The organism is Acinetobacter sp. 479375 (assembly GCF_000581715.1).
GTDB classification, from domain to species: Bacteria; Pseudomonadota; Gammaproteobacteria; order Pseudomonadales; family Moraxellaceae; genus Acinetobacter; species Acinetobacter ursingii.
Genome location: NZ_JEZN01000004.1, coordinates 32266 through 58208, shown reverse-complemented (window position 1 = coordinate 58208; position 25943 = coordinate 32266). Strand labels below are relative to the sequence as shown.

Annotated in this window: 27 protein-coding genes, 4 tRNA genes and 1 riboswitch; of the genes, 7 read left to right on the top strand and 24 right to left on the bottom strand. The window is 40.8% G+C overall.

The genetic code is table 11. The features are described 5' to 3' along the window. Positions 1-3: 3 nt before the first annotated feature. From J500_RS05095 to rpoD, 6 genes are all read right to left on the bottom strand, one after another. The gene (locus J500_RS05095) at positions 4-1389 is read right to left on the bottom strand and encodes an APC family permease (protein ID WP_004990667.1); all 1386 of its coding nucleotides are present in this window, start codon (positions 1387-1389) and stop codon (positions 4-6) included. A 268-nt stretch (positions 1390-1657) separates the two neighbouring features. Continuing rightward, positions 1658-2842 (bottom strand): iron-containing alcohol dehydrogenase, encoded by a 1185-nt coding sequence (locus J500_RS05090; protein ID WP_004996278.1) that lies wholly within the window; start codon positions 2840-2842, stop codon positions 1658-1660. A gap of 1 nt (position 2843) precedes the next feature. Beyond that, positions 2844-3377, bottom strand: coding sequence for a hypothetical protein (locus J500_RS05085; RefSeq protein WP_004996280.1), 534 nt, complete (start codon positions 3375-3377; stop codon positions 2844-2846). A gap of 79 nt (positions 3378-3456) precedes the next feature. Then, complete coding sequence (gene lipB, locus J500_RS05080) at positions 3457-4116, bottom strand: lipoyl(octanoyl) transferase LipB (RefSeq protein ID WP_004996282.1); 660 nt, start codon at positions 4114-4116, stop codon at positions 3457-3459. Positions 4117-4374: 258 nt separating this feature from the next. Further along, positions 4375-4662 (bottom strand): YbeD family protein, encoded by a 288-nt coding sequence (locus J500_RS05075; RefSeq protein ID WP_004990660.1) that lies wholly within the window; start codon positions 4660-4662, stop codon positions 4375-4377. 108 nt (positions 4663-4770) lie between these two features. Beyond that, positions 4771-6657, bottom strand: coding sequence for an RNA polymerase sigma factor RpoD (gene rpoD / locus J500_RS05070; protein ID WP_004990659.1), 1887 nt, complete (start codon positions 6655-6657; stop codon positions 4771-4773). 358 nt (positions 6658-7015) lie between these two features. On the opposite strand from rpoD, the gene J500_RS05065 reads away from it, so the two are divergent. Further along, positions 7016-7222, top strand: coding sequence for a PA3496 family putative envelope integrity protein (locus tag J500_RS05065; protein ID WP_004990657.1), 207 nt, complete (start codon positions 7016-7018; stop codon positions 7220-7222). A 72-nt stretch (positions 7223-7294) separates the two neighbouring features. Next, positions 7295-7819: a YecA family protein gene (locus tag J500_RS05060; protein ID WP_004996286.1), complete on the top strand. Its 525-nt coding sequence runs from the start codon at positions 7295-7297 to the stop codon at positions 7817-7819. A gap of 66 nt (positions 7820-7885) precedes the next feature. On the opposite strand, the gene tmpT is transcribed toward J500_RS05060, so the two are convergent. Together tmpT and J500_RS05050 are read right to left on the bottom strand one after the other, a co-directional pair. Further along, positions 7886-8539, bottom strand: a complete 654-nt coding sequence (gene tmpT / locus J500_RS05055; RefSeq protein WP_004996288.1) for a thiopurine S-methyltransferase — start codon at positions 8537-8539, stop codon at positions 7886-7888. A gap of 2 nt (positions 8540-8541) precedes the next feature. Beyond that, positions 8542-9150, bottom strand: coding sequence for a DedA family protein (locus tag J500_RS05050; RefSeq protein WP_004996291.1), 609 nt, complete (start codon positions 9148-9150; stop codon positions 8542-8544). A gap of 315 nt (positions 9151-9465) precedes the next feature. On the opposite strand from J500_RS05050, the gene J500_RS05045 reads away from it, so the two are divergent. Beyond that, positions 9466-10026 (top strand): GNAT family N-acetyltransferase, encoded by a 561-nt coding sequence (locus J500_RS05045; RefSeq protein ID WP_004996293.1) that lies wholly within the window; start codon positions 9466-9468, stop codon positions 10024-10026. 62 nt (positions 10027-10088) lie between these two features. On the opposite strand, the gene J500_RS05040 is transcribed toward J500_RS05045, so the two are convergent. Then, positions 10089-11021, bottom strand: coding sequence for a rhodanese-related sulfurtransferase (locus tag J500_RS05040; protein WP_004996296.1), 933 nt, complete (start codon positions 11019-11021; stop codon positions 10089-10091). A 312-nt stretch (positions 11022-11333) separates the two neighbouring features. Between J500_RS05040 and J500_RS05035 the strand changes: the two genes are divergently transcribed. Then, a complete protein-coding gene (locus J500_RS05035; protein ID WP_004996300.1) occupies positions 11334-11819 on the top strand; it encodes a DUF1289 domain-containing protein in 486 nt (161 codons plus the stop codon). An 11-nt stretch (positions 11820-11830) separates the two neighbouring features. Here the strand turns inward: J500_RS05035 and J500_RS05030 are convergent, their stop codons facing one another. Continuing rightward, entirely contained in the window at positions 11831-12379 is a 549-nt protein-coding gene (locus tag J500_RS05030; protein ID WP_004996301.1) for a TetR/AcrR family transcriptional regulator, read from the bottom strand. An 87-nt stretch (positions 12380-12466) separates the two neighbouring features. Here J500_RS05030 and J500_RS05025 point away from each other — a divergent pair, with 87 nt between their 5' ends. After that, entirely contained in the window at positions 12467-12997 is a 531-nt protein-coding gene (locus J500_RS05025) for an HPP family protein (RefSeq protein WP_004996302.1), read from the top strand. A gap of 46 nt (positions 12998-13043) precedes the next feature. On the opposite strand, the gene ribB is transcribed toward J500_RS05025, so the two are convergent. The 12 genes from ribB to J500_RS04965 form a co-directional block, all read right to left on the bottom strand. Then, the gene (gene ribB / locus J500_RS05020; protein ID WP_004996303.1) at positions 13044-13703 is read right to left on the bottom strand and encodes a 3,4-dihydroxy-2-butanone-4-phosphate synthase; all 660 of its coding nucleotides are present in this window, start codon (positions 13701-13703) and stop codon (positions 13044-13046) included. 92 nt (positions 13704-13795) lie between these two features. Continuing rightward, positions 13796-13938, bottom strand: a riboswitch (FMN riboswitch). 123 nt (positions 13939-14061) lie between these two features. Beyond that, positions 14062-14442, bottom strand: a complete 381-nt coding sequence (gene panD, locus J500_RS05015) for an aspartate 1-decarboxylase (RefSeq protein WP_004990637.1) — start codon at positions 14440-14442, stop codon at positions 14062-14064. A gap of 136 nt (positions 14443-14578) precedes the next feature. Continuing rightward, positions 14579-15160: an aminoacyl-tRNA hydrolase gene (gene pth / locus J500_RS05010; protein ID WP_004996304.1), complete on the bottom strand. Its 582-nt coding sequence runs from the start codon at positions 15158-15160 to the stop codon at positions 14579-14581. Between the two features lie 20 nt (positions 15161-15180). Beyond that, positions 15181-15477 carry a 50S ribosomal protein L25 gene (rplY, locus tag J500_RS05005; protein ID WP_004990631.1) on the bottom strand — a complete coding sequence of 99 codons (297 nt, stop codon included), beginning with the start codon at positions 15475-15477 and terminating at the stop codon, positions 15181-15183. 99 nt (positions 15478-15576) lie between these two features. Continuing rightward, on the bottom strand, positions 15577-16530 hold the full coding sequence (locus J500_RS05000; RefSeq protein ID WP_004990629.1) for a ribose-phosphate pyrophosphokinase: 954 nt from the start codon (positions 16528-16530) through the stop codon (positions 15577-15579). Between the two features lie 155 nt (positions 16531-16685). Continuing rightward, positions 16686-16760: transfer RNA gene (locus J500_RS04995), tRNA-Gln, on the bottom strand. 92 nt (positions 16761-16852) lie between these two features. Continuing rightward, positions 16853-16927: transfer RNA gene (locus J500_RS04990), tRNA-Gln, on the bottom strand. Positions 16928-16943: 16 nt separating this feature from the next. Continuing rightward, positions 16944-17018 (bottom strand) — tRNA-Gln (locus J500_RS04985). Positions 17019-17041: 23 nt separating this feature from the next. After that, positions 17042-17116, bottom strand: a tRNA-Gln gene (locus J500_RS04980). 4 nt (positions 17117-17120) lie between these two features. Further along, complete coding sequence (ispE, locus tag J500_RS04975) at positions 17121-17948, bottom strand: 4-(cytidine 5'-diphospho)-2-C-methyl-D-erythritol kinase (RefSeq protein ID WP_004996305.1); 828 nt, start codon at positions 17946-17948, stop codon at positions 17121-17123. 14 nt (positions 17949-17962) lie between these two features. Continuing rightward, entirely contained in the window at positions 17963-18538 is a 576-nt protein-coding gene (gene lolB / locus J500_RS04970; RefSeq protein WP_004996306.1) for a lipoprotein insertase outer membrane protein LolB, read from the bottom strand. 3 nt (positions 18539-18541) lie between these two features. After that, positions 18542-20245 carry a tetratricopeptide repeat protein gene (locus tag J500_RS04965; protein ID WP_080633170.1) on the bottom strand — a complete coding sequence of 568 codons (1704 nt, stop codon included), beginning with the start codon at positions 20243-20245 and terminating at the stop codon, positions 18542-18544. Between the two features lie 100 nt (positions 20246-20345). Here J500_RS04965 and hemA point away from each other — a divergent pair, with 100 nt between their 5' ends. Next, a complete protein-coding gene (gene hemA, locus J500_RS04960) occupies positions 20346-21629 on the top strand; it encodes a glutamyl-tRNA reductase (protein WP_004996310.1) in 1284 nt (427 codons plus the stop codon). Positions 21630-21636: 7 nt separating this feature from the next. On the opposite strand, the gene J500_RS04955 is transcribed toward hemA, so the two are convergent. Beyond that, entirely contained in the window at positions 21637-23535 is a 1899-nt protein-coding gene (locus J500_RS04955) for a DNA primase (RefSeq protein ID WP_004996311.1), read from the bottom strand. A 144-nt stretch (positions 23536-23679) separates the two neighbouring features. Continuing rightward, positions 23680-24744, bottom strand: a complete 1065-nt coding sequence (locus J500_RS04950; RefSeq protein WP_004996313.1) for an outer membrane protein assembly factor BamD — start codon at positions 24742-24744, stop codon at positions 23680-23682. A 72-nt stretch (positions 24745-24816) separates the two neighbouring features. On the opposite strand from J500_RS04950, the gene rluD reads away from it, so the two are divergent. Beyond that, the gene (gene rluD / locus J500_RS04945) at positions 24817-25866 is read left to right on the top strand and encodes a 23S rRNA pseudouridine(1911/1915/1917) synthase RluD (protein ID WP_004996314.1); all 1050 of its coding nucleotides are present in this window, start codon (positions 24817-24819) and stop codon (positions 25864-25866) included. The last annotated feature ends 77 nt before the right edge of the window (positions 25867-25943 follow it).

The following is a 25943-nucleotide window of genomic DNA, read 5'->3' as shown; positions in this document are numbered from 1 at the left end:
GATTTATTCATGTTCATTGTGCTGCGGAGGTGGATAACGGAATCCGCGAGTTTTGTAAGCTAAATAGCCGACTCCAATCGCAGCCCAAATCAAACCAATTTTCAGTGCAAGTTGATCAATTTCAAGCCACATCATAAATACACTGGCAAAACCAAGTACAGGAATGACGATATAATTAAAAATATCTTTGATATTTTTGGTACGTCCATCACGCAATGCATAGCGTGAAATCACTGAGAAGTTCACAAAACTAAACGCAGTTAACGCACCAAAGCTAATCAGATTGGCAATGTGTTCAAAATCAAGGAAACCTGCCGCAAGCGCCACCACCCCTACAATGATGATGTTATAGGTAGGTGTATAAAGCTTAGGACTAATATGTCCAAAGATTTTCTTGTTAATGACCCCATCACGACCCATCACATACATTAAACGTGAAACACCAGCATGGGCTGAAATCCCTGATGCCATCACCGTGACAATGGCAAAATAAAGAATCACCGTTTGGAAAGTGATCCCGCCAATTGCCAATAAAATTTCAGGCTGGGTTTCATCAATTTTCTTGAAGTAATTTGCAGGGTCACTCGGAAAGTAAATCTGCATAAAATAGGTGCTAATAATAAAGATCACCCCTGCAATTAATGCAGTCAGGAAAATGGCTTTAGGCAATACTTTTTCAGTGTCTTTGGTTTCTTCTGCCAAAGATGACAATGCATCAAAGCCCGTAAATGAGAAACACAGAATGGTTGCACCTGTGATCAGCGCACCAATAGATGTCATCTCATTCCAGAAAGGTGCGATGCTCCAGAGTTGGTATTGTGATTGATCCAGACTACCATCGGCATTCATGCCCTGAGTGAGCAGCAAATAGACTTTATACGTAAAGTAGAAAATGACACCAATCTGGATAAAAACAATCGTACTGTTAAAACGAGCCACAAAACGAGCACCAAACAAATTGACCACAGTCATAATGATGGTTAAGCCAATGACCCAAATCCAGTTATTGACATCTGGAAACAGCGCACGCAGATAAATATCGGCCAAAATAATATTGACCAACGGAGAGAGTAAATAATCGAGCCATGATGACCAGCCCACCATAAACCCGACATTGGGATGAATGGATTTTTGTGCATAGGTATATGCTGAGCCAGCAGAAGGATAACGCCTAATCATATGTCCATAGCTGATGGACGTAAGTAGGATTGCAATTAAAGCAAAAATATATGACGTTGGTACATGTCCATGGCTATCTTGTGATACGAGACCAAACGTATCAAATACAGTCATGGGCTGAATGTATGCCAAACCGATGATAATGATGTGCCATAGCACAAGATTTTTTTGCAGTTTAGCCGCAGGTTGAGTCCCAGTGTGAGTTGTCAACGGCGTATCCTCATAATCGTTGATCAAGGATCAGTCATGTCTGTTAAGGATCGTTTGAGACGAACGATCCCCCCTATATGAAAAAGTAAAGTGCGCCAATCTATCCTAAATCGATGCCTTTTGTCAGTAACTTTGTGGATTTTTTAGCAAATTTTTTGCCAATTTGCTAAAAATTATGATGAATGAAAATCATAAAAAAAGAAAAGAGTCTGAATGACTTGAGAATTCAGACTCTTACTTAGAGTAACAACAGCGAATGCGTTTTAAATTACCATGCTTTTTGTAAAATGGCTTTTAAATCGTCAAAGCTCGCTTCTTTTGGATTATAGATAATTGAACCATCATTGAGCGCTTTTTCTGCAATCTCATCGAGTTGCGCTTCTGTAACTTTACCTGTTTCACGTAAGTTACGCGGCAATTTGGTCATCATGAATAAACGGTCACGCATGGCTAAAATAGTCGCAATGGCTTTTTCAGCACGAAGATGAGCCGGGGTTTGTGCATAAATATCTGCGCCCGCCAATGGCAGTAACAATTCACCGATTTTGTTGCCATTTACTTCCTTATTGTACTCAAGCACATACGGTAAGAACAAGTTCATGCAAAGACCATGTGGTAAGTGTGCAACTGCACCTAATGCATGCCCAAGCGAATGTACTAAACCGACCATAGAGTTAGAGAATGCAATTCCGCCCATGGTTGAGGCTTGTGCCAACTCTAAACGACCTTGTGCATCTGATGGGTTTTCGATGACATTAAACAAGTTTTCACTAATTTTTTTAATACCTGCACTCGCATAGGCATCGCTTAACGGATTGGCGGCTAAACAAGTATAAGCTTCCACACAATGTGTCAGTGCATCCATACCTGTCATGGCAGTTAAATGTGCAGGTAAAGTTTGCGTCATACGTGGATCAAGAATCGCGGCATGCGGCATGAGATAATAAGATGCAAATGCCAGCTTTACATTCTTTTGCGTATCTGAAACCACCGCAACCATGGTGACTTCTGAACCTGTCCCTGATGTGGTTGGAATCACAAAAAATGGTTTGAGTGGTTTAGGTAAGTTATGCGCACCTGAGTATTTGAGTAGATCGTTACCACCCTCAGACACTAAAATATTAGTTGCCTTTGAGGTATCAATCACTGAACCACCACCGACTGCAATAATTGCATCGCAGTTGTTGTCACGATAAAACTGGGCAGCATTACGGACGGTTTCCAGACTTGAATCTGGTGGTACATCATCAAAAATATAGCCAATTTCAGCATCAGTAGATGCAAAAGCCGTTTCAATCGGCTCAAGTAATTTATTTGCTCTTACGCCTTTATCAGTAATGATCATCGGACGTTTTGAACCTAAAGTCGCAAGTTCAAATGGAATGTGTTCTAAAGCAGCACTGCCTGCAATGACTTTAACTGGACAAAAAAATTCATAATACGGTTTAGCCATTTTATACACTCCGTTTTAAGTATGACTGTGCGACTTTCAGATAAATATTGGCTGCTTCACTGAGTTTATCTTTCAAACTAAGCTCGGTTGGATATTGTTTTACGGCGAGCGATGCCACCACTTTTGGTAAAATTAGAGATTCCATTTTATTGAGGCAGCGTACCAGTCGAATTGCACTGGAGACATCGCCATCAGCAATCATACGGTCATTTGCAAATGCCTGTGCCGTACTTTCCTGAAATGAAAATACCATAAAAGCATGGGTTAAATGCTTGAACGTAATGGTCAAATCAGGTTTTCCCTGTTCAAGCGAAATCAGTTGCAATTTTTTATCTTCAGTCACTTTCGCGACAAATGCAGGCCCATTAGGGAATACATTCATGGATAAAACAAAGCCTACTGGAAATTTCGCCACTTCATTTTGTATTTCTTGATCGACCTGACTTGCCATCACGAGACCACGTCCAATCACATCCATCATGAGTTTGACGTAGCCCATTTGCAATGCGGGTTTTACGGTTTTACTTGAAATCACACGTTTATCCCTTTTAACATTCTAATTTTGAGTTTTAGAGTAATTACTCTAAATAGTTTTTTGGAAAAAATAAAGTAAATTATGCAGAGGTGACTTCTACGTCACTAAAGTAATCGGTGTTGTTAAAATATTCAACTACATCTGAAGCAAGCTGTTCAAGCGTTGGATAATCTTGAACAAGGTCAGATAAGCGAACCATCTCCAGCCCCGCATAACCACAAGGATTAATGGTTTGAAAGCCAGTTAAATCACAATCAATATTTAACGCTAACCCATGATAGCTGCGTCCACGTCGGATTTTAAATCCGAGTGATCCTATTTTACGTTCATCCACATAAACGCCCGGTGCATCAGGTTTAGCATAGGCCTTGATTCTATATTTATTTAATAGGTCAATCATCAACTGTTCTGCGAAGGAGACCAGTGTGCGGACATTCCATTTTAGACGATTTAAATCAAACATGAAATAAATTACCATTTGACCCGGTCCATGCCAAGTGACTTGCCCACCGCGATCGGACTGTACTATAGGGATATCAGTTGGAATTAAAATATGTTCAGGCTTGCCTGCTTGTCCCTGCGTGAGCACATCTGGATGTTGCAAAATCCAGAGTTGATCGGGTGTATTTTCATCCCGTTGTTCAGTCAGGTTTTTCATTTCTTGAAAACGATCAGCATAAGGGGTCAAGTTTTGATATTGACGTATAGTCAAAGTTGGTTTGATTATGACGTTATTCACAAATGTCAGCCCTATGTTCAATCAAAATACTTGTTCATTATAAAGAAGTTAGTTATGAATAAAATCATGGATCACACTGATTTATATGTGATGTGTGTAAATCATGAATAAAAAGCGCTATAAAATCATTCATAAATTGGTTGAGATGGTTGAAGAAGCAACTTTTATTTGATTAAAGACCCGATCATTGATTTTAGATTCTGTTCAGCCATAAAAAAACACGCCTACAGGCGTGTTTTTTTATTTCTCGCGTTGTTTTTAGAGTGCAGTACGAATGTGTTCACATGCAGCCAAGTCAGCATATAAGGCATGTACTTGCTCAAGCTCATCAAAACGCAATTGCGCAGTAATCGAGTGATATTTTCCAGTGCGAGATGGTTGCACTTTGAGTGAATCGCCATCAAATTCTGGAAAATGTTTTTGCAAGATATCAATCACAGCAGTACGAAGCTCATCTCCCGCATTACCAATCAATTTGATTGGATAATCCATTGGAAAAACCCAAAGATGTTCTTGTAATTCGCGAGAAGGAGTACGGTCTAACATAACATTCTCCATATGAAATGCCTGCGAAAATGCAGGCATTGTTGTATGTATTTGAATATTAAATGGGGACAGTCACTCAAATTTCAAGTGACTGCTCATTGATTCAAATTAGTCATTTTCAAGGAACGAACGCAAGTGCTCAGAACGTGAAGGATGACGTAATTTGCGCAGCGCTTTTGCCTCAATCTGACGAATACGCTCACGGGTAACGTCAAATTGTTTACCCACTTCTTCCAAAGTATGATCGGTTGGCATATCAATACCAAAACGCATTTTTAAGACTTTGGCTTCACGTTCAGTCAGATTTTCCAGCACTTCACGAGTGGCTTCTTTCAAGCCTTCTGAAGTCGCTGCATCCACTGGTGAAGTGATGTTTGAGTCTTCAATGAAATCACCCAAATGCGAATCTTCATCATCACCAATTGGTGTTTCCATCGAAATTGGCTCTTTGGCAATTTTCAACACTTTACGAACTTTGACTTCGTCCATTTCCAGACGTTCGCCTAATTCTTCTGGTGTCGGTTCACGGCCCATTTCTTGTAATAACTGACGTGATACACGATTGATTTTGTTAATGGTTTCAATCATGTGGACAGGAATACGAATGGTACGCGCCTGATCCGCAATCGAACGGGTAATCGCCTGACGAATCCACCATGTTGCATAAGTCGAGAACTTATAACCACGACGGTATTCAAACTTATCCACTGCTTTCATCAAGCCGATGTTACCTTCCTGAATCAAATCAAGGAATTGTAAACCACGGTTGGTATATTTCTTGGCAATCGAAATCACCAGACGCAAGTTGGCTTCCACCATTTCTTTTTTGGCACGACGAGCTTTCGCTTCACCAACTGCCATGCGTTTAGAAATATCTTTGATTTCGCGAACATGAAGATCGAGATCTTTTTCGATATCGGCAATTTTTTGCTGGAATGCCAAGACATCAGGACGAACTTTTTCTAAGTACGAACGCATTTCAGCAGGGGCTTTTGCAATCTGTTCATCGAACCATGCAGGATTAGATTCCTGACCAGGAAAGCTGGTACGGAACTGATTACGATCCATACGACCACGACGCACCGCATAACGCATGATTTCACGTTCGTTGGCACGGATTTGTTCGTGTGTACCACGGATCATTTCTGAAATAATATCAAATAGACGTGGCGTAAATTTGAACATCATAAACACAGATGCAAGTGATTCTAAAGCTTCATTGGCTTGTTCACTGCTACGGCCATGTTGTTCAATCACCGCTTTGGTATTATTCCACGCAGCTTCTAATTCTTCAAAACGAACTTTCGCGACTTCTGGGTCTGGACCAGATTCACCTTCAGAATCATCATCACCTTCAGATTCTTCTTCTTCGTCATCATCATCCAGTTTCACCTCTTTAGTGGTCTTAGATGAAGATTCTTCGTCTTCTTCCAGTTCAGCTTCTTCTTCAAGCACTTCTGGAATGTCTTCATCGGTTTCAGGATCGAGATAACCTGAAAGAATGTCGGCAAGACGACGTTCACCAGTTAAAAAGTCATTATATTCTTGTAATACAACTTCAACAGCATTTGGCCAGTAAGCGATTGAGTGCAAGACATCGCGGATACCTTCCTCGATACGTTTTGCAATGCTGATTTCACCTTCACGAGTCAGGAGCTCAACTGTTCCCATCTCACGCATGTACATACGCACTGGGTCAGTCGTACGCCCAGGCTCACTTTCAACCGATGCCAATACCGCAGCCGCTTCTTCTTCTGCAACTTCATCGGCAGCTTCAGTGGATTCGCCAAACATTGCATCATCAGATTCTGGCGCACGTTCATGCACAGGAATACCAACGTCCTGAAGCATCTGAATGATATCTTCAATCTGTTCGCTTTCGGTAATTGAGTCTGGGAGATGATCGTTGACCTCAGCGTAGGTTAAATAACCTTGTTCTTTGCCTCGGCTAATCAGAGCCGCTACTTGGGAAGTAGGGGAATGCATATCGCTCATCTTTGCTTACTCTTCGTTGAATCTGTGGCAGTAAAAAACCGTGCATGATAGCACAATTCGCTCTAAATGTTTTCGATTTGATCGCTTACATCTGAATTAAAAAATATATTTGATTTCACAGCTATTTTTTGAATATTGGGTTGGACTTGTTTTTTTCAAGTTATGTCATCCTAAATTTTTCATCAAGAATTATCGATAGACGTTAACAAGAGTTTTATCAATATACAAATTTTTTGATGAAAAAAGATACAAATAATCCGCTAAAGTCGAAAAAAATAAAAAAAACTTGACATGCCCGATTAGGCAAGATAAATAGCGCCTAGACCTATTCACATTTTTTCACTACGAGGTAGTTTTAGTGTCTTCTACAGATTTTGAATTAGATGATAGCTACGGTGATGATGATGATGTTAGTTTTGATGAAGCATCAGGCAAAATCAGTGCAAAAGAGTCATTGGAAAAGCGACGTTTAATTGATGATCTTTTGGCACAACGCCGTTTAGAGCGTGAGTTAAAAGACTTTGATTATGACTTTGATGACGATGATCTGGATGACGAAGACTAATACAATCAGACACCGCATAGCGAACTGAAAATGTTATGCTATACGCTATTTATTGATAACACTGGATAAACAATGAGTACCTTGGATTTAGATCAATTAAGTGATTATCTTGATGGTGACCAAAATGAACATGGTCTGGATTTTGCGGCCACTCATGGTTTTCTGTGTGCGATTGCAGTTGGTCCGCAGTTCGATCGCTGGTTAGATGAGTTATTTGAAAGCAATCAGAAAAAAGTTCCTACTGCGATTATTGAACAAATTAAACTTTGGCTAGATTCGATTCGTCAAAACTTGGCCAATGAAGAAGGGATTGAGTTTCCTTTTGAAATTGAAGAAGCAGACGTAGATTCAAGTTTAGGCGACTGGAGCGTCGGTTTTGTCGATGCAATGTTCCTAAATGAAGAAGCATGGTTTGCACCAGAATATGAAGAACAATTAGTTGATTTGACTTTGCCAATCATGGTGTTTAGTGGCATTGATGAAGAAGACCCACAAATGGAATCTTTCCGTCGTAATGGTCAGTTGATGGATGAATTGGCAGAAGAAATCCCAGATAATTTAAATGAATTGTATCTGATGTATCACACGCCTAATTAAATGTTCACTTCACGAAGTGAAGCAAAGCAATAATAAAAACACCTCAAACTGAGGTGTTTTTTATGCTTATATTTTCGTGCGAAGTAACCAGACTTTACTGCGAGGATGATCTCCTTTGTTTTTTTGCGCATCCACATATTGTTCTGTTAAACATTTGATGTCATAAACATGATGATAAAGCTGTTGAATCTCGTCAGATTCAACGGAAAATGGAGGCCCCTCAAAGCTGCCCTGATCATATTCATAACTAATCAGAAATTGAGGTGCCGCCTGACTGATCTGAATCAGGTGTTGTGCATATTGTTGTCTCATTTCATAAGGCAAGGCAATCAGCGCAGCACGATCATAAATCGCATCGACTTGTCCCAATTGTTTGTGAGTCAGATCAAAAAAGTCACCGACGAAAATATCGATTTGTGGATGTGAATAATGAATCAAATTATTTTGTTCTGACATTTCAAAATCAAATCCAAAATCTGTGTTGAGTTGTTCAATTAAAGCAACCACTGCAATTTGGCTGAGTTCAACTGCAATCACACGATAGCCTTGTTGGAGCAACCAGCGAATATCGAGTGTTTTACCACTTAAAGGCACAAAAACACGTGAATTAGGCTTTAAATTTAATTCATTAAAATATGAAACCATGAGCGGACTTGGCATAAATTGGTGAAATCCGATTCGATTTTCCTGCCAGCGCTGGTGCCAAAATTCGTGTTGCATAGTTACCTCGGTTTAATTTTATAAAATTTACGATAGAGCCACCATGCACAAAAGCATAAGGTAATGGCTAAAATGATATATCCTACCCGATGCATAATCGTAAACATCAGTTCTTGATTTTCACCAAAATAAAAACCGATGCAGGCTAAAAATGTGGTCCAGATAATGGTACCTAAACTGCTATACAGCATGAACTTGCTAAAAGGCATTTGACTCATGCCGGCAGGAATACTAATTAAAGAGCGAACCGCAGGAATCATTCGCCCCCAAAACACGATACGATGTCCATACCGTTCAAACCAATTCAGCGCTTTCTCTAAATCTTTTGATTGAATAAATAAGTATCGCCCGTAACGATCGACCCATCTAAACAGTGCCGTTTTTGGGATTTTACGACCAATGGCATACAAAACGGCAGCAGCCAATATCGACCCTATACTGCCTGCAATAATCACCCCTACAATCTGAAGCTGCCCACGAGAGGCGGTATAGCCCGCGCTCGGCATAATGACTTCTGAGGGAATGGGAGGAAAAACATTATCCAGAAACATCAAAAAAGCGATGCCAAAATAGCCCAGACTCTCAATGATCTGGATGATCCAATTGTCCATAAATATGTATTGGTAAATAAATTGATATTAAAGATTAAGTCGCTGTTTTTAAATCTTTCTTATGTAAATAAGCGGACTAAATTTTTTTATACATTTCCCTACATAATCACGCATGTAACTTAAACAATGATCGATTAGGATGAAACATGACAATAACAGGATAAAATTATGTAACAAGGCATGATCATATTATGTGGCTTGAATTTTAATCTTGTAACCAGTGAAATTGAGCCATATAAATTGTACTTAATTTAATAAAAACAATGAATTAGTTCAATTGTTGGCTGTAACCATCATTAAAAGTGAGGTAGGGATATGACACAGATCAAAATCAGAAAAGCGATTCAACAGGACAAAGACTGGATGCTTAAGTTATATCAAAACAACTCAAAACAACAATTGAGCCAAGTTGGAAAAGATCTGGATTCAGGCTTTGTTCAAGATAATCCGCATTTTGATCAACTGCTTCAGCACTGGATTGATGTATCAGCTATTGATGTGGCTGAACTAGATGGACAGTCCTCTGGGTTCTTAGTGATACAACGTGAAATTGAATCCAAAGGACCAGAAATTTTGGCGTATATTCAAGAGCATGCCAATATTTTAATTTTGCAGGAAACCCCTTTGGCAGATTTACGCTATGCAGCTTATGGTCCGATTTTGGTCGATGATCAGTTTCGTGGCAAAGGCGTTGCCAAAACCTTACATGATCAAGCCTTAAAAGAACTAAAAGCTGAAGGATTCGATGCCATTGTGGCTTTTATCGATGCGGATAATCCTATTTCCCTCAAAATCCATGATGCTTTGGGCATGCAAGTTTTAGATAAAGTGGTTTTGGCCTCGGGACAATTTTTTATCTTAGGGCAAATGGCGTAAAAACCATAAAAAAGCCGAAATACGAATTTCGGCTTAAATCTATTCATGAATGCATAGAAATCTTAAAGACGCTTACGTTTTGCGGCGGCAATTTGTGACTGACGCATACGGAAACCTTCTTTTTGTTTCTCAGAAGTTTTGTCGATACAGTACACGCATGACACGCCATGTTCATAACTTGGTAAAGCTGATTCTTCAGGAGTTAAAGGCCAGCCACAGGCATGACATTTGATATTCTGACCTTCTTCCACGCCATGCGTCACCGCAGTTCGACCATCGAATACAAAACATTCGCCTTCCCATAAGCTTTCTTCGGCAGGCGTTTCTTCTAGATATTTTAAAATACCGCCTTTGAGATGATAAACCTCGTTAAAACCTTCTTGCAAAAGTAAAGAAGTTGATTTTTCACAGCGAATCCCGCCTGTACAAAACATGGCAATTTTTTTGTCTTTGTGCTGTTCCAGATTTTGTTTAACGTATTCTGGAAACTCACGAAAAGTTTCAGTTTTTGGATCAATCGCGCCTTTAAATGTTCCCGCTTTATATTCATAGTCATTGCGGGTATCGACCAATATCACATCGTCACGGCTAATCAGTTCGTTCCATTCTTTGGGATCAAGATAATGGCCGACTAAATCACGTGGTTTGACCTCAACACCTAAGGTCACAATTTCTTGTTTAAGTTTGATCTTCATTTTACGAAACGGTTTTTCAGAGCTTAGTGACTCTTTGTATTCCATCGCCTGAAAACCTTCATTCAATAAAAACTGACGAATCGTATCGATGGCCTGACGATCACCCGCAACCGTACCGTTAATTCCCTCACTTGCAACGATCAGAGTTCCACACAGATTGATGGTTTTGACTAGATCCAGAAGACGTTGCTGTAAATCGGCAGCATCATTGACTTCTTTGAATTGATATAGCGCGGCAACAACCCAATCAGTGGTCGCTTGCTGTTCTACAGGTGCAAGCTGTTCTACAGTAGCGTTCATGGAAAACTCCAAAAGATGAGAGAAAAATTCTGGCGCGTATTTTAGCGCGAAATATAGAATTAGGCGAGAAAGTAATACATTTCATAGGGATTATTTCAAAATCTAAAAAAAGTATTTAGCTCATAATAAAATCTTTCTGATTACAGTGAGATATCCGCGGTGTGAAGATATACATCAAATAACTGTCGTATTTCTATTCAAAATACCAAGTATTGTGGTTAAAATTTCATTGCATACAAGATATAGTATAAGCAGATGAACTGGAATAAACGAAGCTCCATTTGATTGGGGCTTTACGCAGAGAGACAAATTTTGAGTAATGATCGCCGCATTCCAACGATAACCCCATGTGCAGGACGTTGTTCGACCACGTTCGGGGACAACGTATGTCGTGGCTGTCGACGTTTTAATCATGAAATTATTCGTTGGAATACCTTCACTTCCGAACAGCAGTTGACGATATGGAAACGCTTGGATTTGCAATTGGATCAAATTTTGATTCCGATGTTACCCAATGCCAATTTAATCGTGGTGATGCAATTTCTAGAGTTAAAGCGTGTTCGTGTACTTGAACATGCTACAACTGGACGTAAGCTTTATCATGCACTGAAATTATGTGAAAAAAATAAGCATCTGGCTGATGAAAGTGGACTAGCAATTACAGTTGATCAGGTTAAACCGTTATGGGTGGAGTTTGAAAGACGAATTCTGTCTTTAGCACAGGCCAGTTATGATTTTGCGTGGTTACGCGCAGATGGGATGCGTACTCATTTGCTACCGATAGTCGAAGAATCTTAGACTGAGCATGATTACTGTAATTTACCTATAAGTAATTTCAATAGAGACTTATTCTGATCCGCTATGTCTTGATTAAAGCCTTCTACCAAAAAACGGCTTATTAAACTTTCAATAAAGTTATAACATAATTCAGTAATCGCATCAGCGTGTTTTAAATTTTGCACTTTTGCTGAAATAAATAAATAAATCCATTGCTTATGAGCTTTAGAAATCTCATGTATTTCATTTTCTTTGCTGGTTGACTCAGCCACTGCGCGAATGAATAGACAGCCTTTAAAATGATCTTGTTGAAACCACTGAATATGCCAATCATAAATTTTATCAAGTGCTTCAATGTCCTGTGCTTCACCTACAAAATTTTGTAGGCTTTCTCTAAATCTTTGATCTCGTTCTGTTAAAACGTTCATGACCAACTGTTGTTTATTTTTGAAATACGTATACATCGTAGTTTTAGAACAGCCTGATTCGTCCCGAATTAAATCGACTCCAACAGCATTAAAGCTATCGCGATTAAACAATTCTTCCGCGGTTGCTAGAATTTTATTGGCAGATTTAGACATTCAACTTTCTCTTGATTAAAATAGTACAGATCTGTACTATTTGGATTGTAACGTGTTGCCGTGACAAAATCAACGAAGAGATCATTCATGTTTTCAATTCTTATGGGCAAAGAAAAATTGGCACCTAGACCAGCATATGCTGATATTTTACGAGGTTTAATCGGTGGAACGCTCAGTATTGCTTTGTTGTTATGCCTCGGACAATGGTCAGGCCATTTGTGGATTATGGCGCCGTTTGGTGCAACCTGTGTATTACTTTATGCAGTTTCACAGTCGCCTTTGGCACAACCAAGAAATATTATTTTTGGGCATTTCATTTCAGCATTGGTTGGTTTAGTTTTTTTAAAAGTTTTGGGGATTCATTTCCTTAGCATTGCATTGGCGGTAGGCTGTGCAATTGCTTTAATGCAATTACTACGTTGTGTACATCCACCCGCGGGTGCAAATCCTTTGGTGATTTTACTCACGGCTCAAACTGTCCATTACTCATGGAGTTTCTTAATTTTTCCAGTATTGACGGGTGCACTGGCATTGGTGGCGATTGCATGGTTAGTGAATAATATTAAAGCGAGCCAGAAATGGCCGATATATGGTTTGGGTTTTTGGAACAGTAAATAAGAAATCCCGAAGGTTTAAGATTCGGGATCAGTCCTCTTCATCATTTTTAGAGATGATGTTCCATTCGATATTGAACTAACTCTTCAATGGTAATCACGGTGAGGTGATGGGTTTGAGCATAAGCTAAAACCTGAATACCTGCTGCCATTGTCCCGTCTGGATTCGTAAGTTCACACAACACACCTGCTGGTTTTAAACCTGCTATTCGAGCTAGATCAATAGTTGCTTCAGTATGCCCCCGACGTGTTAAAACGCCACCATTACGCGCACGTAAAGGAAATACATGGCCAGGGCGATTGAGGTCACCAGCAACAGCACCATCTTTAATCGCGGTATGAATTGTAGTGACGCGATCCTGTGCAGATACACCCGTAGTTACGCCTTGAGCTGCTTCGATCGTCACAGTAAATGCAGTATGAAACTGACTTGAGTTATTTTGTACCATTGGCGGTAAGTCTAAATGGTCGGCAAGCTGTTCCGTTAAGCAAAAACAGACAATTCCAGAACCATCACGGATCATGCGTGCCATGGTGTCTACATTTAATGTTTCTGCGGCAATGATCAGATCCGCTTCATTTTCGCGGTCAAAATCGTCCATCACCAAAACAGGTTTACCTTGACGTATATCTTCTAAGGCTTGTTGAATTCGTTGTTCGGCAGGGGATAGAGCTGAAAAGAAAATTTCAGGTTGAATTAAACTAGACATGTGAAATGCTCTCGTAAAGTTACGGTTAAACATTTCAGGACTGATGCAGAAATAGGGTCGTGACAATAGAACAGAAATGTTCTACTGTGGAACGTCGTCTTCTTTCATCCGGACTATACCGTCGGCTTTGGATTTGCACCAAATCTGCGATTGACCAGATACAGCCAAGCGCTCGCGGGCTTACTCATGTTGAGTTTACCGCCGGTGGGGAATTACGCCCCGCCCTGAAGCGATGTTCAATAATTATAGTCTTTTTCAACTAAAAAACGAGTACTTTTTTAGAACAATAGGTTCAAAGCTTATTTCAAATAGGCATAAAAAAGCCCGCAAATGCGAGCTTTTTATTCATTTCTAATTTTTAAGCCACTTGCACTGGGATACAGTTTGCAGTGTGATTTACAGTGTTATCTGGATTCGCATAAACTAAACGTGGTTTATGGGCATTTGCTTCGGCTTCAGTAAAGTCACCAAATGTTGCAATAATCACAAGATCACCCACATCAGCCTGATGTGCTGCGCCACCATTGACTGAAATAATACCCGAATTGTCTTCACCACGAATCGCATAAGTCGCAAAACGTTTACCGTTGGTGACGTTCCAGACATGAATTTCTTCGTATTCGCGAATTCCTGCTAAATCCATTAATACGCCGTCAATTGCACAAGAACCTTCGTAGTGAAGTTCGGCATGCGTAACCACTGCACGGTGAATTTTGCATTTTAATAAACGAGATAGCATGGCTAGCGTCTCCTGAGTTGACCTAAGCGTATGATCTTATGGTTGAAACGTAATCTGACTTTTTGAGTCGGCATTTGCATGCGCATTTTGCTCTTAAAAGATGCGTATGGCAAGCAGCAATATTCGACAAATCATATTAATTGGGTTTATAGGCGTTGATTTGATTCATTGCCTGTGAAATTTGTCCATCGACCATCAATTTCACTTTGCTTAATGCATGATGAATTGCATCATCCATCAACTGTTGTTCATCTTTAGGGGCTTTACCCAGTACATGTCCTGAAACACGTTCTTTCGAACCAGGATGACCAATACCAATGCGTAAGCGATGGAAATTTGAACCAATATGCGGAACAATGTCACGCAGACCATTGTGACCACCATGACCACCACCACTTTTTAGGCGAATGACACCAGGATTCATATCCAATTCGTCATGAGCAATTAAAATGGATTCGGGGGCAATTTGATAGAATTTGGCAAAGGGAACAACACTTTGACCAGAGCGGTTCATGAATGTGGTTGGAATCAATAGACGAACATCATGTCCTTGTATTGTACCACGCCCAGTATAACCGTTAAATTTTGGATCTTTTTTGAGGGTAATACCATATTGATCTGCAAGTTGTTCAACAAACCAGAAACCTGCATTATGGCGGGTTTGAGCATATTCCGCACCGGGATTGCCCAAACCAACAATTAGCGAAATATTTGACACTAATTTACGCTCAACACAACTTAAGCGCGTTTAAAGTCTGCGTGCATTGGTGTGTTTTTAGCAGGATGACGTTGCAACGCTTGGATTTTAACGTTTTCAACTTTGTCACCAATTTTGATTTCAACAACTTCTTCAAAGAATGAATTGTTTTCTAACGCTTTAACAAGTTCACGAAGTTCTAAAGTGACTGTTACAGGCTCTGCATTACCGCCATAGATGATAGCAGGAATTAATGCTTCACGACGAAGGCGGCGGCTCGCACCTTTCCCTTGTTTGTCGTCAGCACGCGCTTGAGCGTTTAATACGAAATTTGCCATGAGTAAATCCTCATTAAGGTTTAAATAAACTAAACTTGCGACCAGTTTAGTGATAGAAAACCCCAGCCAAGGCTAGGGTTTAGAAAAAAAGCTGCGCTATTATAGATAACTATCGAACATTGCGCTAATAGATTCTTCGTTATTAATACGACGAATTGTTTCAGCGACCATGCCCGCAACTGAGACTTGACGAATCTTGCCTAAGTTCTGCGCTTCTACAGAAAGAGGAATGGTATCTGTCACAACCAGTTCATCAATCACAGAATTAGTCAGGTTTTCAATCGCTTTACCTGAAAGAACAGGGTGAGTTGCATAGGCAATCACACGGCGCGCACCAAATTGTTTAAGTGCATCGGCTGCTTTACACAATGTACCTGCTGTATCGACCATGTCATCAACAATGACGCAATCACGGTCTTTTACATCACCAATCAAATGCATCACTTGCGATTCATTGGCTTTTTGACGACGTTTATCGATAATCGCTAAATCAATATCGCCCATTTGCTTGGCCACTGCACGAGCACGAACAACACCACCAACATCTGGCGAAACGACCATTAAGTTGTGATGCTGTTGTTGACGTAAGTCAGCAAGCAATGCAGGAGTACCATAAATGTTATCGACAGGAATATCAAAGAAGCCCTGAATTTGGTCAGCATGTAAGTCAATCATCACCACACGGTCAATACCAACTGTAGTCAGCATATCTGCAACGACTTTTGCAGTAATAGGTACACGCGTTGAACGTGGACGACGGTCTTGACGGGCATAACCAAAATATGGAATCACAGCCGTAATACGTCCCGCACTGGCACGACGCAAGGCATCAGCCATCACCAGAATTTCCATCAGGTTATCGTTGGTGGGTGCACAGGTAGGCTGAACAATGAAAACGTCTTTGCCACGCACATTCTCAGTAATTTCGACAGTGATTTCACCATCAGAAAATTTACCTACAGCAGCGGCTCCCAGAGGGATGTGCAAATGACTAACGACTTTTTGAGCAAATTGTGGATGAGCAGTTCCACTAAAAACGACAAGATTGGGCATGAAGCACCTGAGCGAGGATTACGTGAAGCAACGCTTCACCCGAGCGCAAGGGAAAAAAGCATGATTTTCCAAAGGGGTAAAGCAATGCTTTGCCCGAGCGCAAAAGAAAAATATTTCATTTTTCTAACGGGTAGTTTAAGGAACAATCTGTTATATGGCAGGGGCGGCTGGATTCGAACCAACGGATGCCGAGATCAAAACCCGGTGCCTTACCACTTGGCGACGCCCCTAATGCGGCAGAACTTTAATATTTTTACCTGTTTATGTCAAGAAAATTCAACAAAAAACAAAGTAAAAACCAGTCTGACTTTCATGATGTAAATGGCAGGGGCGGCTGGATTCGAACCAACGGATGCCGAGATCAAAACCCGGTGCCTTACCACTTGGCGACGCCCCTAATGTGAAATCTGTAATGGCAGGGGCGGCTGGATTCGAACCAACGGATGCCGAGATCAAAACCCGGTGCCTTACCACTTGGCGACGCCCCTAATACAGAAATCTCAGATGTGATTGGCAGGGGCGGCTGGATTCGAACCAACGGATGCCGAGATCAAAACCCGGTGCCTTACCACTTGGCGACGCCCCTATCTTCAAAGTTGAAAATCATAGAGTGGAGATTGTTTTAAACTATTCACCACATAAGCTTTACATGGCGCATTTTCAACAATTTCAACAATATTCATTTCAGCATTGATCTCAGTAAAAACACAAGCACCTGTTCCTGTAAGCTTTGCCTGACCAAATTGATCTAAATAATGCATCGCTTCATCAACCTGTGGATATAGACTTCTAGCAATAGGCTCAAAGTTATTTCCAAAGCTGGATGGCTTTAACTGATAGGCGCAAAATGTAGTAGGCTTGGAATCTCTTGTCAATGTTTTTTGCGAAAAAAGTAATTGAGTGCTGATAAAACAGTCAGGTTTTAAAATGATGTATTGTTTTTGAGCTAAGTCTATGAATGATAAATGTTCACCGACACCTTCTGCCCATGCATTTTGACCATGCACAAACACAGGAACGTCAGAGCCCAACTGTAATCCAAGCTCTGCCAGTTGCTGAATATTGAGACCACATTGCCAGAGTTGATTGAGCACAATAAGGGTAGTGGCAGCGTTGGATGAACCTCCGCCTAAGCCTGCACCCATCGGGATATTTTTCTCGATTTCAATCTTTAGGCCGCATAATTTTTGGGCATAAGGTTTTAATATTTCTGCGGCACGATAAATTAAATTATTTTTCAGATCGACTTGTTCAAGCCCTGCGATTTCTATGGCTGAATCATCATTTGGATAAAAGTTCATCCAGTCATATAAATCAATCAACTCAAAAATGCTTTGCAATTCATGATAGCCATCTGCGCGACGACCTGTGATATGCAAAAACAAATTAAGTTTCGCAGGAGAGGGAACCCGAATCATTATCTTCACTTGACTTAACGATTTTGAATGACCATTGTAATACGGTTTTCTTTATTATCTTCAAGTGTCTGCTTTAAAATAAGTTTATTCGGTAATTTTTGTTCTGCATCATAGCTGAGATCAACATTCCAGCCATCTTCTTGGATATGGTTTATTCGAGCATTGCTATCTTGAGTGGTTTGAGCCTGCGTGGTTGCAGGTCTGGCTTGTACCCAACTAATAATGTGGGTAATCGGAGCTTGCCATCCTGTTGCACGTTCGAGTAATTCTTCTGGAGAGGATGCTGTAATAAGTCCTGTTTTTGCACTATTCAGGGTAACCTTGCCATTTTTTCCCTGAATTTGAGTTTTACCCATTCCCAAAATGCCAGTTAATTCGATATCAAAGTTTTGCTGTTGTTGTGCCCACGTAAAAAAAGCACTTCCTGATTGTTGCGGTGTGCGTACGCCAATTTTACCTTGCAGGTTAAATTGATTTTCGCTTTCTTGAGTGCTCTTTGGCAGTTGGGGTTGAGTAAAATGCTGACAACCTGTTAAAAACAACGCGCTGGAACAACAAAGTGCAATACAGGTTTGAGAAAGCGTATTCATAAATTAACTCTTTTTGGTACTTAACGGTAAGATTAATCCATCAAGCTGTTGTAATTGTGGATCATTTGCATGCTTTTGTTTCAGCTGTTGTAAAACTTGAGTGTATTTGTCCAGATCACCTTGCATGTACAAGGCTTTGGCAAATCGAACTCCGATATTGACGTTCTGACTTAAGTTATATGCTTTCCCCAATGAATCAGCCGCGGCAGGAAAATCATTTTGTAAAAAGGCAATATAGCCTAGCGTATCCAATATTGAAGCTTGTTCAGGTGCATATTCCAGTGCAAGTTCAGCGTATTCTCTGGCTTCGTTCAGTCGGCGATTTTGCAAGGCAAGGGTATAGGCATAGGCATTTAAATAGGTCGGGCTATTGGGTTCAATCTGTAATAATTGCTTTAATGCCCGATCAAGTTTATCCCGATCCATATTCGGATCGAGCATCAGCACTTCGGCGTAGATCAGTTCAGGATCATCTGTAATGCTTTTGATCGCTTCATCTAATAGGCGAATGGCTGCTTTTTTATTGCCCATTTTTTTGAGAATTTCAGCCTGAGCCTGATATAAAAAACTGGCATGTTGTGGGTAATTGACGCGCTCTTGGGTGAGAAAGCGTAAACCATCATTTAGGTTATTTTGTTTTTCAAAAATGGCAATCATATTGCGACGTGAAACGACATAGAGGCTACCGTCGACCAGTCGATAATAGGCTTTTGCTGTTTCAAAATGCTGTTTGCGTTCAGCATTTACGGCCAGATAATAATAGGCTTCATTTTGATATTTGGCTGAATAGCGTAAATCGACCAGATATTGCTCGGCTTTTGCGTATTGTTTTAAATCGATGCTGGTTAAGCCTGCAATAAATTTGGCTTCTTCTGCATCTGGCCAGTCTTTAATAATGCTTTGTAGTTTTTCCAGTGCCAGTTCTGGTTCATTGTTTTTGACTAAAAAACGTGCTTCAGCCAAACGAACCTCCAGATTATCCTTATGACGTCTGCTTGATTTTGCATACCACTGTTGAGCGCCTTCCAGATCATTTAAGCCAATCAATAAATTGGCTTTCATTAAAATAAAACCTGTGACTTTGGGGCGTTTTCGCAATGCTCGATTAATGGTCGTAAGCGCCTGATCGAGTTCGCCATTTTGTGCTTGTAATCCTGCGATTAAGGCCAACACCGAAGGGTTATTTTTCTCTTTACTAAAATTCAGAATATTGAGTAAGTCAGCACGATCCGCAGCAGACTCAGGTGAAATGCCTGCGACAATTTGTTCCAAATCCGCATTAGGATCAATATTTAAAATTTTATCCAGTGTATCTGCTGCAAGCTTGTATTCATGCGCTTTTAGGGCAATATGGGCCAGATAAAACAGTGCGGGAACATCTTCTGGCTCTTGTACCACCCAATGCGTGGCAATATCCAGTGCCGCTTTCATGTCATTATATTCGAGTGCAATATCCAAAGCCCGTTGTTTAATGGCGGGTGAATTGCTCTTAATGGCTAAAACGGTGTAGTTATGGATTGCGGTTGGAATGTCGTCATAAGCCAGTGCAAACTCAGCAATCATACTTTGCTTAAGTGCTTCTGTATTGGGTTGAATTGGATAAAAATCAGTCACAGCACGTACATGCGCTGATGATGCCATGCTTCCTAACAGTAAGAATGTGGTAGAATATTGTCTAATCGACGTACCATTAATTCGGCAATTCATTTGACGCAATTTTAGTAATCCATTTTTCCGTAATCTAAGTATGCTTTTTATGACACCGTTATTGCACAATAGCATAAATTTAGCGAAATGATGATCTGATATGTCCTTCTTTGCATTGGGTGTCAATCATCAAACAGCTTCCGTAGAGTTGAGAGAACAAATCGCTTTTAATGCAGAGCGATTGAGTGCTTTGCTTGCCGAACAGCGAGATCATCACCATTTAAATGATATGGTGGTGGTCTCGACCTGTAATCGTACAGAAGTGTACGCCATCGCAGATAATGCGGACATGGCACTAGACTGGCTTGCCCAATCAAATGATATTGAAGTAAAACAATTACTTCATCATGTTTATCGTTACGAAAATGCGCAAGCGGTTACACATCTGATGCGGGTGGCCAGTGGTCTGGATTCACTCATGCTCGGTGAGCCACAAATCTTAGGACAAGTCAAAAGTGCGCTGAATTTGTCTAAAGAAGCGCACACCATTTCACCTAGTCTAAATCGAATTTTTGAATATGCGTTTTATGCTGCCAAGCGGGTTCGTACAGAGACCGCTGTGGGTAGTCATGCGGTGTCGATGGGCTATGCTGTTGCGCAACTGGCTTTGCAGGTGTTTAGCCATCCTGAACAGTTGACCGTGATGGTGGTTGCTGCTGGTGAAATGAATAGTCTGGTGGCTAAGCATTTGGCAGAAATGGGAGTTGCGAAAATTATTATTTGTAATCGGAGTCGTGAACGTGCTGAAAATCTATCACAGGAAATTGCTCAGCAGGTTGATGTCGAGATTATAGAATTTAATCAGTTAGCAGATCACTTGCATCGCGCAGATGTCGTGTCGAGTTGTACGGGTAGTTTGCATCAAGTCATTCATTATAAAGATGTCCGTGCTGCGCTGAAAAAACGTCGTTACAAACAGATGCTCATGGTGGACTTGGCTGTACCACGTGATATCGATCCGAAAGTTGAAAGTCTGGATGGCGTTTATCTGTATGGTGTCGATGATCTGCAAAGTGTGATTGATGAAAATCTGGCACAGCGTCGTCAGGCAGCAGTTGAAGCTGAAGTGATGGTCAATCAGTTGGCGACTCAACTGGTCACACAGCAAAAAATTCAGCAGGCAGGGAGCATCATACAAGCGTATCGTGAGCATGGCGAGACACAACGTCAGTCAGAACTTGCACTTGCGCTTGAAGCCTTAAAAACAGGGCAAAATCCAGAAGAGGTATTAACAAACTTTGCACATCGTTTAACTCAAAAAATGCTGCATCCGACTTCAATTTTATTGCGTGAAGCGGCGCAAAATGAAAGTCCTGATTATTTTGAGTGGGTGCAGAATGAATTGGCTGACGTGTTTGCCAAAGAACGAAAGCCTAAAAAATAATTTATAGCTAAGATAATAATCTTAGACCAATCTGCTTGGTGAGTTCATTGAGCTGTTGACGCAAGTTGCGTGATTCCAATAGAGAAATCGGTGCTTTTAATTTTTGCCTCAAATATTTCTCTTGTAATCCTAAAGAATATTCTTTGGCAAGTTTATCCGCAATTTCGGGAGCTTGTGTCAGGCTTTCGATATTGGTTCTTTGCATGATGTCTGCAATTTCATGGCAATAGGCACTGCATGCGCCCAGCACATAATAAGTTGCTAATTCCTGATCATCAGGCAATTCATCAAAAATACGATCGAAAATAGCCAAAGTTTTGCCAAGCAACTCATTGGAATCGATGACTGCGCGTAGGGCTTCAAAGTGAATATACAAATAAGGATGATGCATTAAAATCGCCAGTGCAAAATCTTCATCTTTGGTCTGAATATTAAAAGACAAAGACGCATCATGGCTGATTTGTGGCGTCCATTTGCGCCCTAAACCTAACTTTTCTCTAAAAGATTGGGTAAGCAAATAGCGAAACGAGCCATGTTTGGGTAATAACTCAGTAAGTGCTTTCAGTTCGCCCATCACCAGACTTTTACCTTCTGGACTGGAAATATCGTGCTGTCCTGTTAAATGCGCAAAGACGAAATCAGACAATAACGGAGCCTGATCCAGTAGACGATTAAAACTTTCTAAGCCTTCACGACGAATCAATGAGTCTGGATCGTGTTCATGGGGCAACACAAAAAATTTAAGTTCACGTCCATCATTTAATAAAGGAAGTGCTATTTCCAGCGTGCGTCGAGCCGCTTTTTGACCTGCGGCATCTCCATCGAAAGCAATGGTAATCCGCGGATTTTGCTTAAATAAGGTCGTGAGATGATCTGCATTACTGGCAGTGCCAAGTGTCGCAACAGCACCATAAACGCCATATTGTTGTAAGGCGATGACATCCATATAACCTTCAACCATCAACCAGTCATGGGCTTTGAGTTTTCGTCCCTCATAGAGTCCATAAAGTAATTGATTTTTATGGAAAATATCGGAGTCTGGTGAATTGATATATTTGGGTTTGATTTCATCATTCAGCGCACGGCCGCCAAAACCCACTACACGACCCTTTTGATCACGAATCGGGAAAATCACCCGTTCACGCAATAAATCAAAATCCCGTCCGTTATCACTGGAACGAATTAAGCCGACTTTTTTTAGACCGTCAATGTCCTGCGGAAAGGCTTTTTCCAGATGTTGCCAATCTTCAGGTGCATAACCTAACCGCCAGAACTGAATGGTTTCAGTTGTTAATCCACGTTGTTTAAAATAGCTCTGTGCTTTTTTACTGTGAGGAAGTTGTCGCTCATAAAACTGCGCTACATTTTCAAGTAAGTCGTATAAATTTCCTTCTTGCGGGATATCCTCAAAAGGAGAAAAGGTGCTATCAAACTGTGCAAAAGGATCATCTAAATAAGCAGGCATTTCCAGATTTGCTGCGTCGGCAAAAGCCTGATTGGGATCTTGGTCTTGCTGTGTAATTGCTGGTGATGTGACTTCTGGTGCAGCAATCGCTTTGGGCTCAAGTTTTTGTGGTGTGCGTTTATAAGACAGTTTTTTATTATCAAAATTATCTTTAGGTAATTCGATTCCTGCTTTGCTAGAAAGCTCCTGCATAACATCGATAAAATTACGGCTATCAATATCCATTAAAAAGCGAATCGCATTGCCATTGGCCTGACAGCCAAAGCAATGGTAATAGCCTTTGTCACGATAGACGTGGAAAGAAGGGGTTTTTTCCTGATGAAATGGGCAACAGCCCGAATAGCTTCGTCCAGTTTTCTTAAGCTTTACCCGCTGACCAATCAGTTCGACCAGATCTGTACGATCCAGAATTTGATCAATCGTATGTTGTGGAATCGCCATAATAAAATTACCGTGTCTGGACGAAAAATATTGCTGTCATTGAGACCACTTTACATGATGCAGTCTAATGGTGATGATTTCAATGCGCTCAAAATGAAAAAAGGCAAGTCAGATGAACTTGCCTTGCTGTACAACGAAACCAGTTTAGTTGGCAGCATCATCATCATTGGTTTGTGGTGCGACCGTATCTGGTACAACACTGATACTCGGAACAGTTTGTTGTACCGGTGGTGCGGAAATAGGCGCAACTTCATGCTGTTCAGGTTTATCCAGTAAACCAAAACTCAAACGATTGGTCAGGCTGCGTTTTTCAGTTGGATGATCCGATGTTGCTTCTTCAACGCCTGAGGTTTTCGATCCACGACCTAAAATACCCAGTGTTGCACGATTCCACCAGCTTCCCTCATGACGCGCTGCGCGCAAATCAACTTTACCATTAGATTTCACTAAATCTGGGTAGTTTAGTTTTAATACATTGGTGTATTGTTGACTAAGCTCTTGATCACCTAATTTGTCATAGGCATATGCTAAAGTTGCGAGTGCTTCAGGGGTTTGCGGTGTTTGTGGATAATGTTCAACAACCCATTGTGCGCGTTCAGCCGCCGCAAGCCAAGCCTGACGTTTTAAATTAAAACGTGCCACATTAATTTCATTTTCAGCAAGTTCTTGCTGAATATATTTCATGCGCTGTGCTGCATCGACCGCATATTCACTACTTGGGAAACGACGAATAAAGTCAACAAAATTTTGATAAGCCAGTTTTAAATAGCTCACATCGCGATGTGACTGTTGTAATGAGGTATAGCGCAACAAGCTATCGTAATTGAGCTCCATGTTGGACACGCCACGTACATAGTAGGCATAATCAACATTAGGATGTTGTGGATTCAAGCGAATAAAACGTTCTGCAAGTGCAATTGCACCTTCATAATCTTTTTGTTGAAATTTGACGTACAGCAGATCAAGTTGCGCTTGTTGAGCGTATTGACCCGTAGGATAATAGGTATCGATTGCTTCTAAGGACTTTGCTGCGTCTGAATATTGTTTGCGACTCAGTGATTTTTCCGCTTTTTCAAAATAAACCAGTTCACTTGACTTAGGCCCAGTATCGACTACTTCTTTTTTTGGATTACTGCTACAACCCACCATTGCAGTCGCTACACCAAGAGAAAGGGCAAGCATGGTAATCTTATAATTTGGTAGCGACATAAAAACTCCTCTGTTATATACGGGCAATGAGCTACAATTGCGCTATTAAACCACTTTTATCAATTTGAGCAAATGACTTCAGCACAATCTTCTCATTCAAATCTCTCAGAAACAGACTTCTTACTTGAAGATTCTGAGGATGCAGATAATCATAATTCTGACACAACTGCAACACGTTTATCGTTGCAACAGGAGCTTGATGAAATTTATCTGGGACAACGCATTGATCAGGTCGCAGCCAGCGTGTGGAGCGACTTTTCCAGAGAACGCCTCAAACAGTGGATGAAAGATGGCCATTTGTTGGTAAATGGTAACATCGTAAAGCCCAAATATCGCTGTGAAGGTAATGAGTTATTGACCTTAAATGTCGAGCTTGAGGCTCAGACCACTAATCAGCCTGAAAATATTGCACTGGACATTGTCTATGAAGACGATGATATTTTAGTGATTAATAAACCTGTGGGCATGGTGGTGCATCCCGGCGCAGGCAATAGTTCAGGGACATTGGTTAATGCCTTGCTATATCACTATCCAAAATCGGCTGAATTAGCCCGAGCAGGATTAGTTCATCGTATTGATAAAGATACGAGCGGTTTATTGGTAGTGGCCAAAAATCTCGAAGCACAGTTTTCTTTAAGTAAACAACTTGCAGATAAATCGGTTTACCGCATTTACGATTTAATTGTTTATGGCAATATTGTGGCTGGCGGGACTATTGATGAGCCGATTAAACGTCATCCAGTTGACCGTATTAAAATGGCTATCCTTCCGGGCGGGCGTGATGCGGTAACGCATTATAATGTCAAAGAGCGTTTCCAAAACTTTACGCGTGTACAGGCACAACTTGAAACGGGGCGGACGCATCAGATTCGGGTGCATTTTAGTTATATCGGCCATGGTTTGGTGGGCGATTCTGTCTATATGAATCGAGTTCGTGTTCCTGCGGGAGCAAGTGAACGTTTAAATATTACCTTACGTGCTTTCAAGCGTCAGGCTTTACATGCTTCCAAACTGGGTCTGGTTCATCCGCGTACTCGCGAAAATATGATGTTTGAAGCACCGTGGCCAGAAGATTTTAGTTATTTGGTTGAAGTCTTGCGTCAGGACAATGCGGCTTATTAAGTTTTTTTCATAACTATTTAAGCCCTCTTTTTTTCCTAAGGAGGAAATAAAAGGGGCTTATGAAAAACTCCATTCAA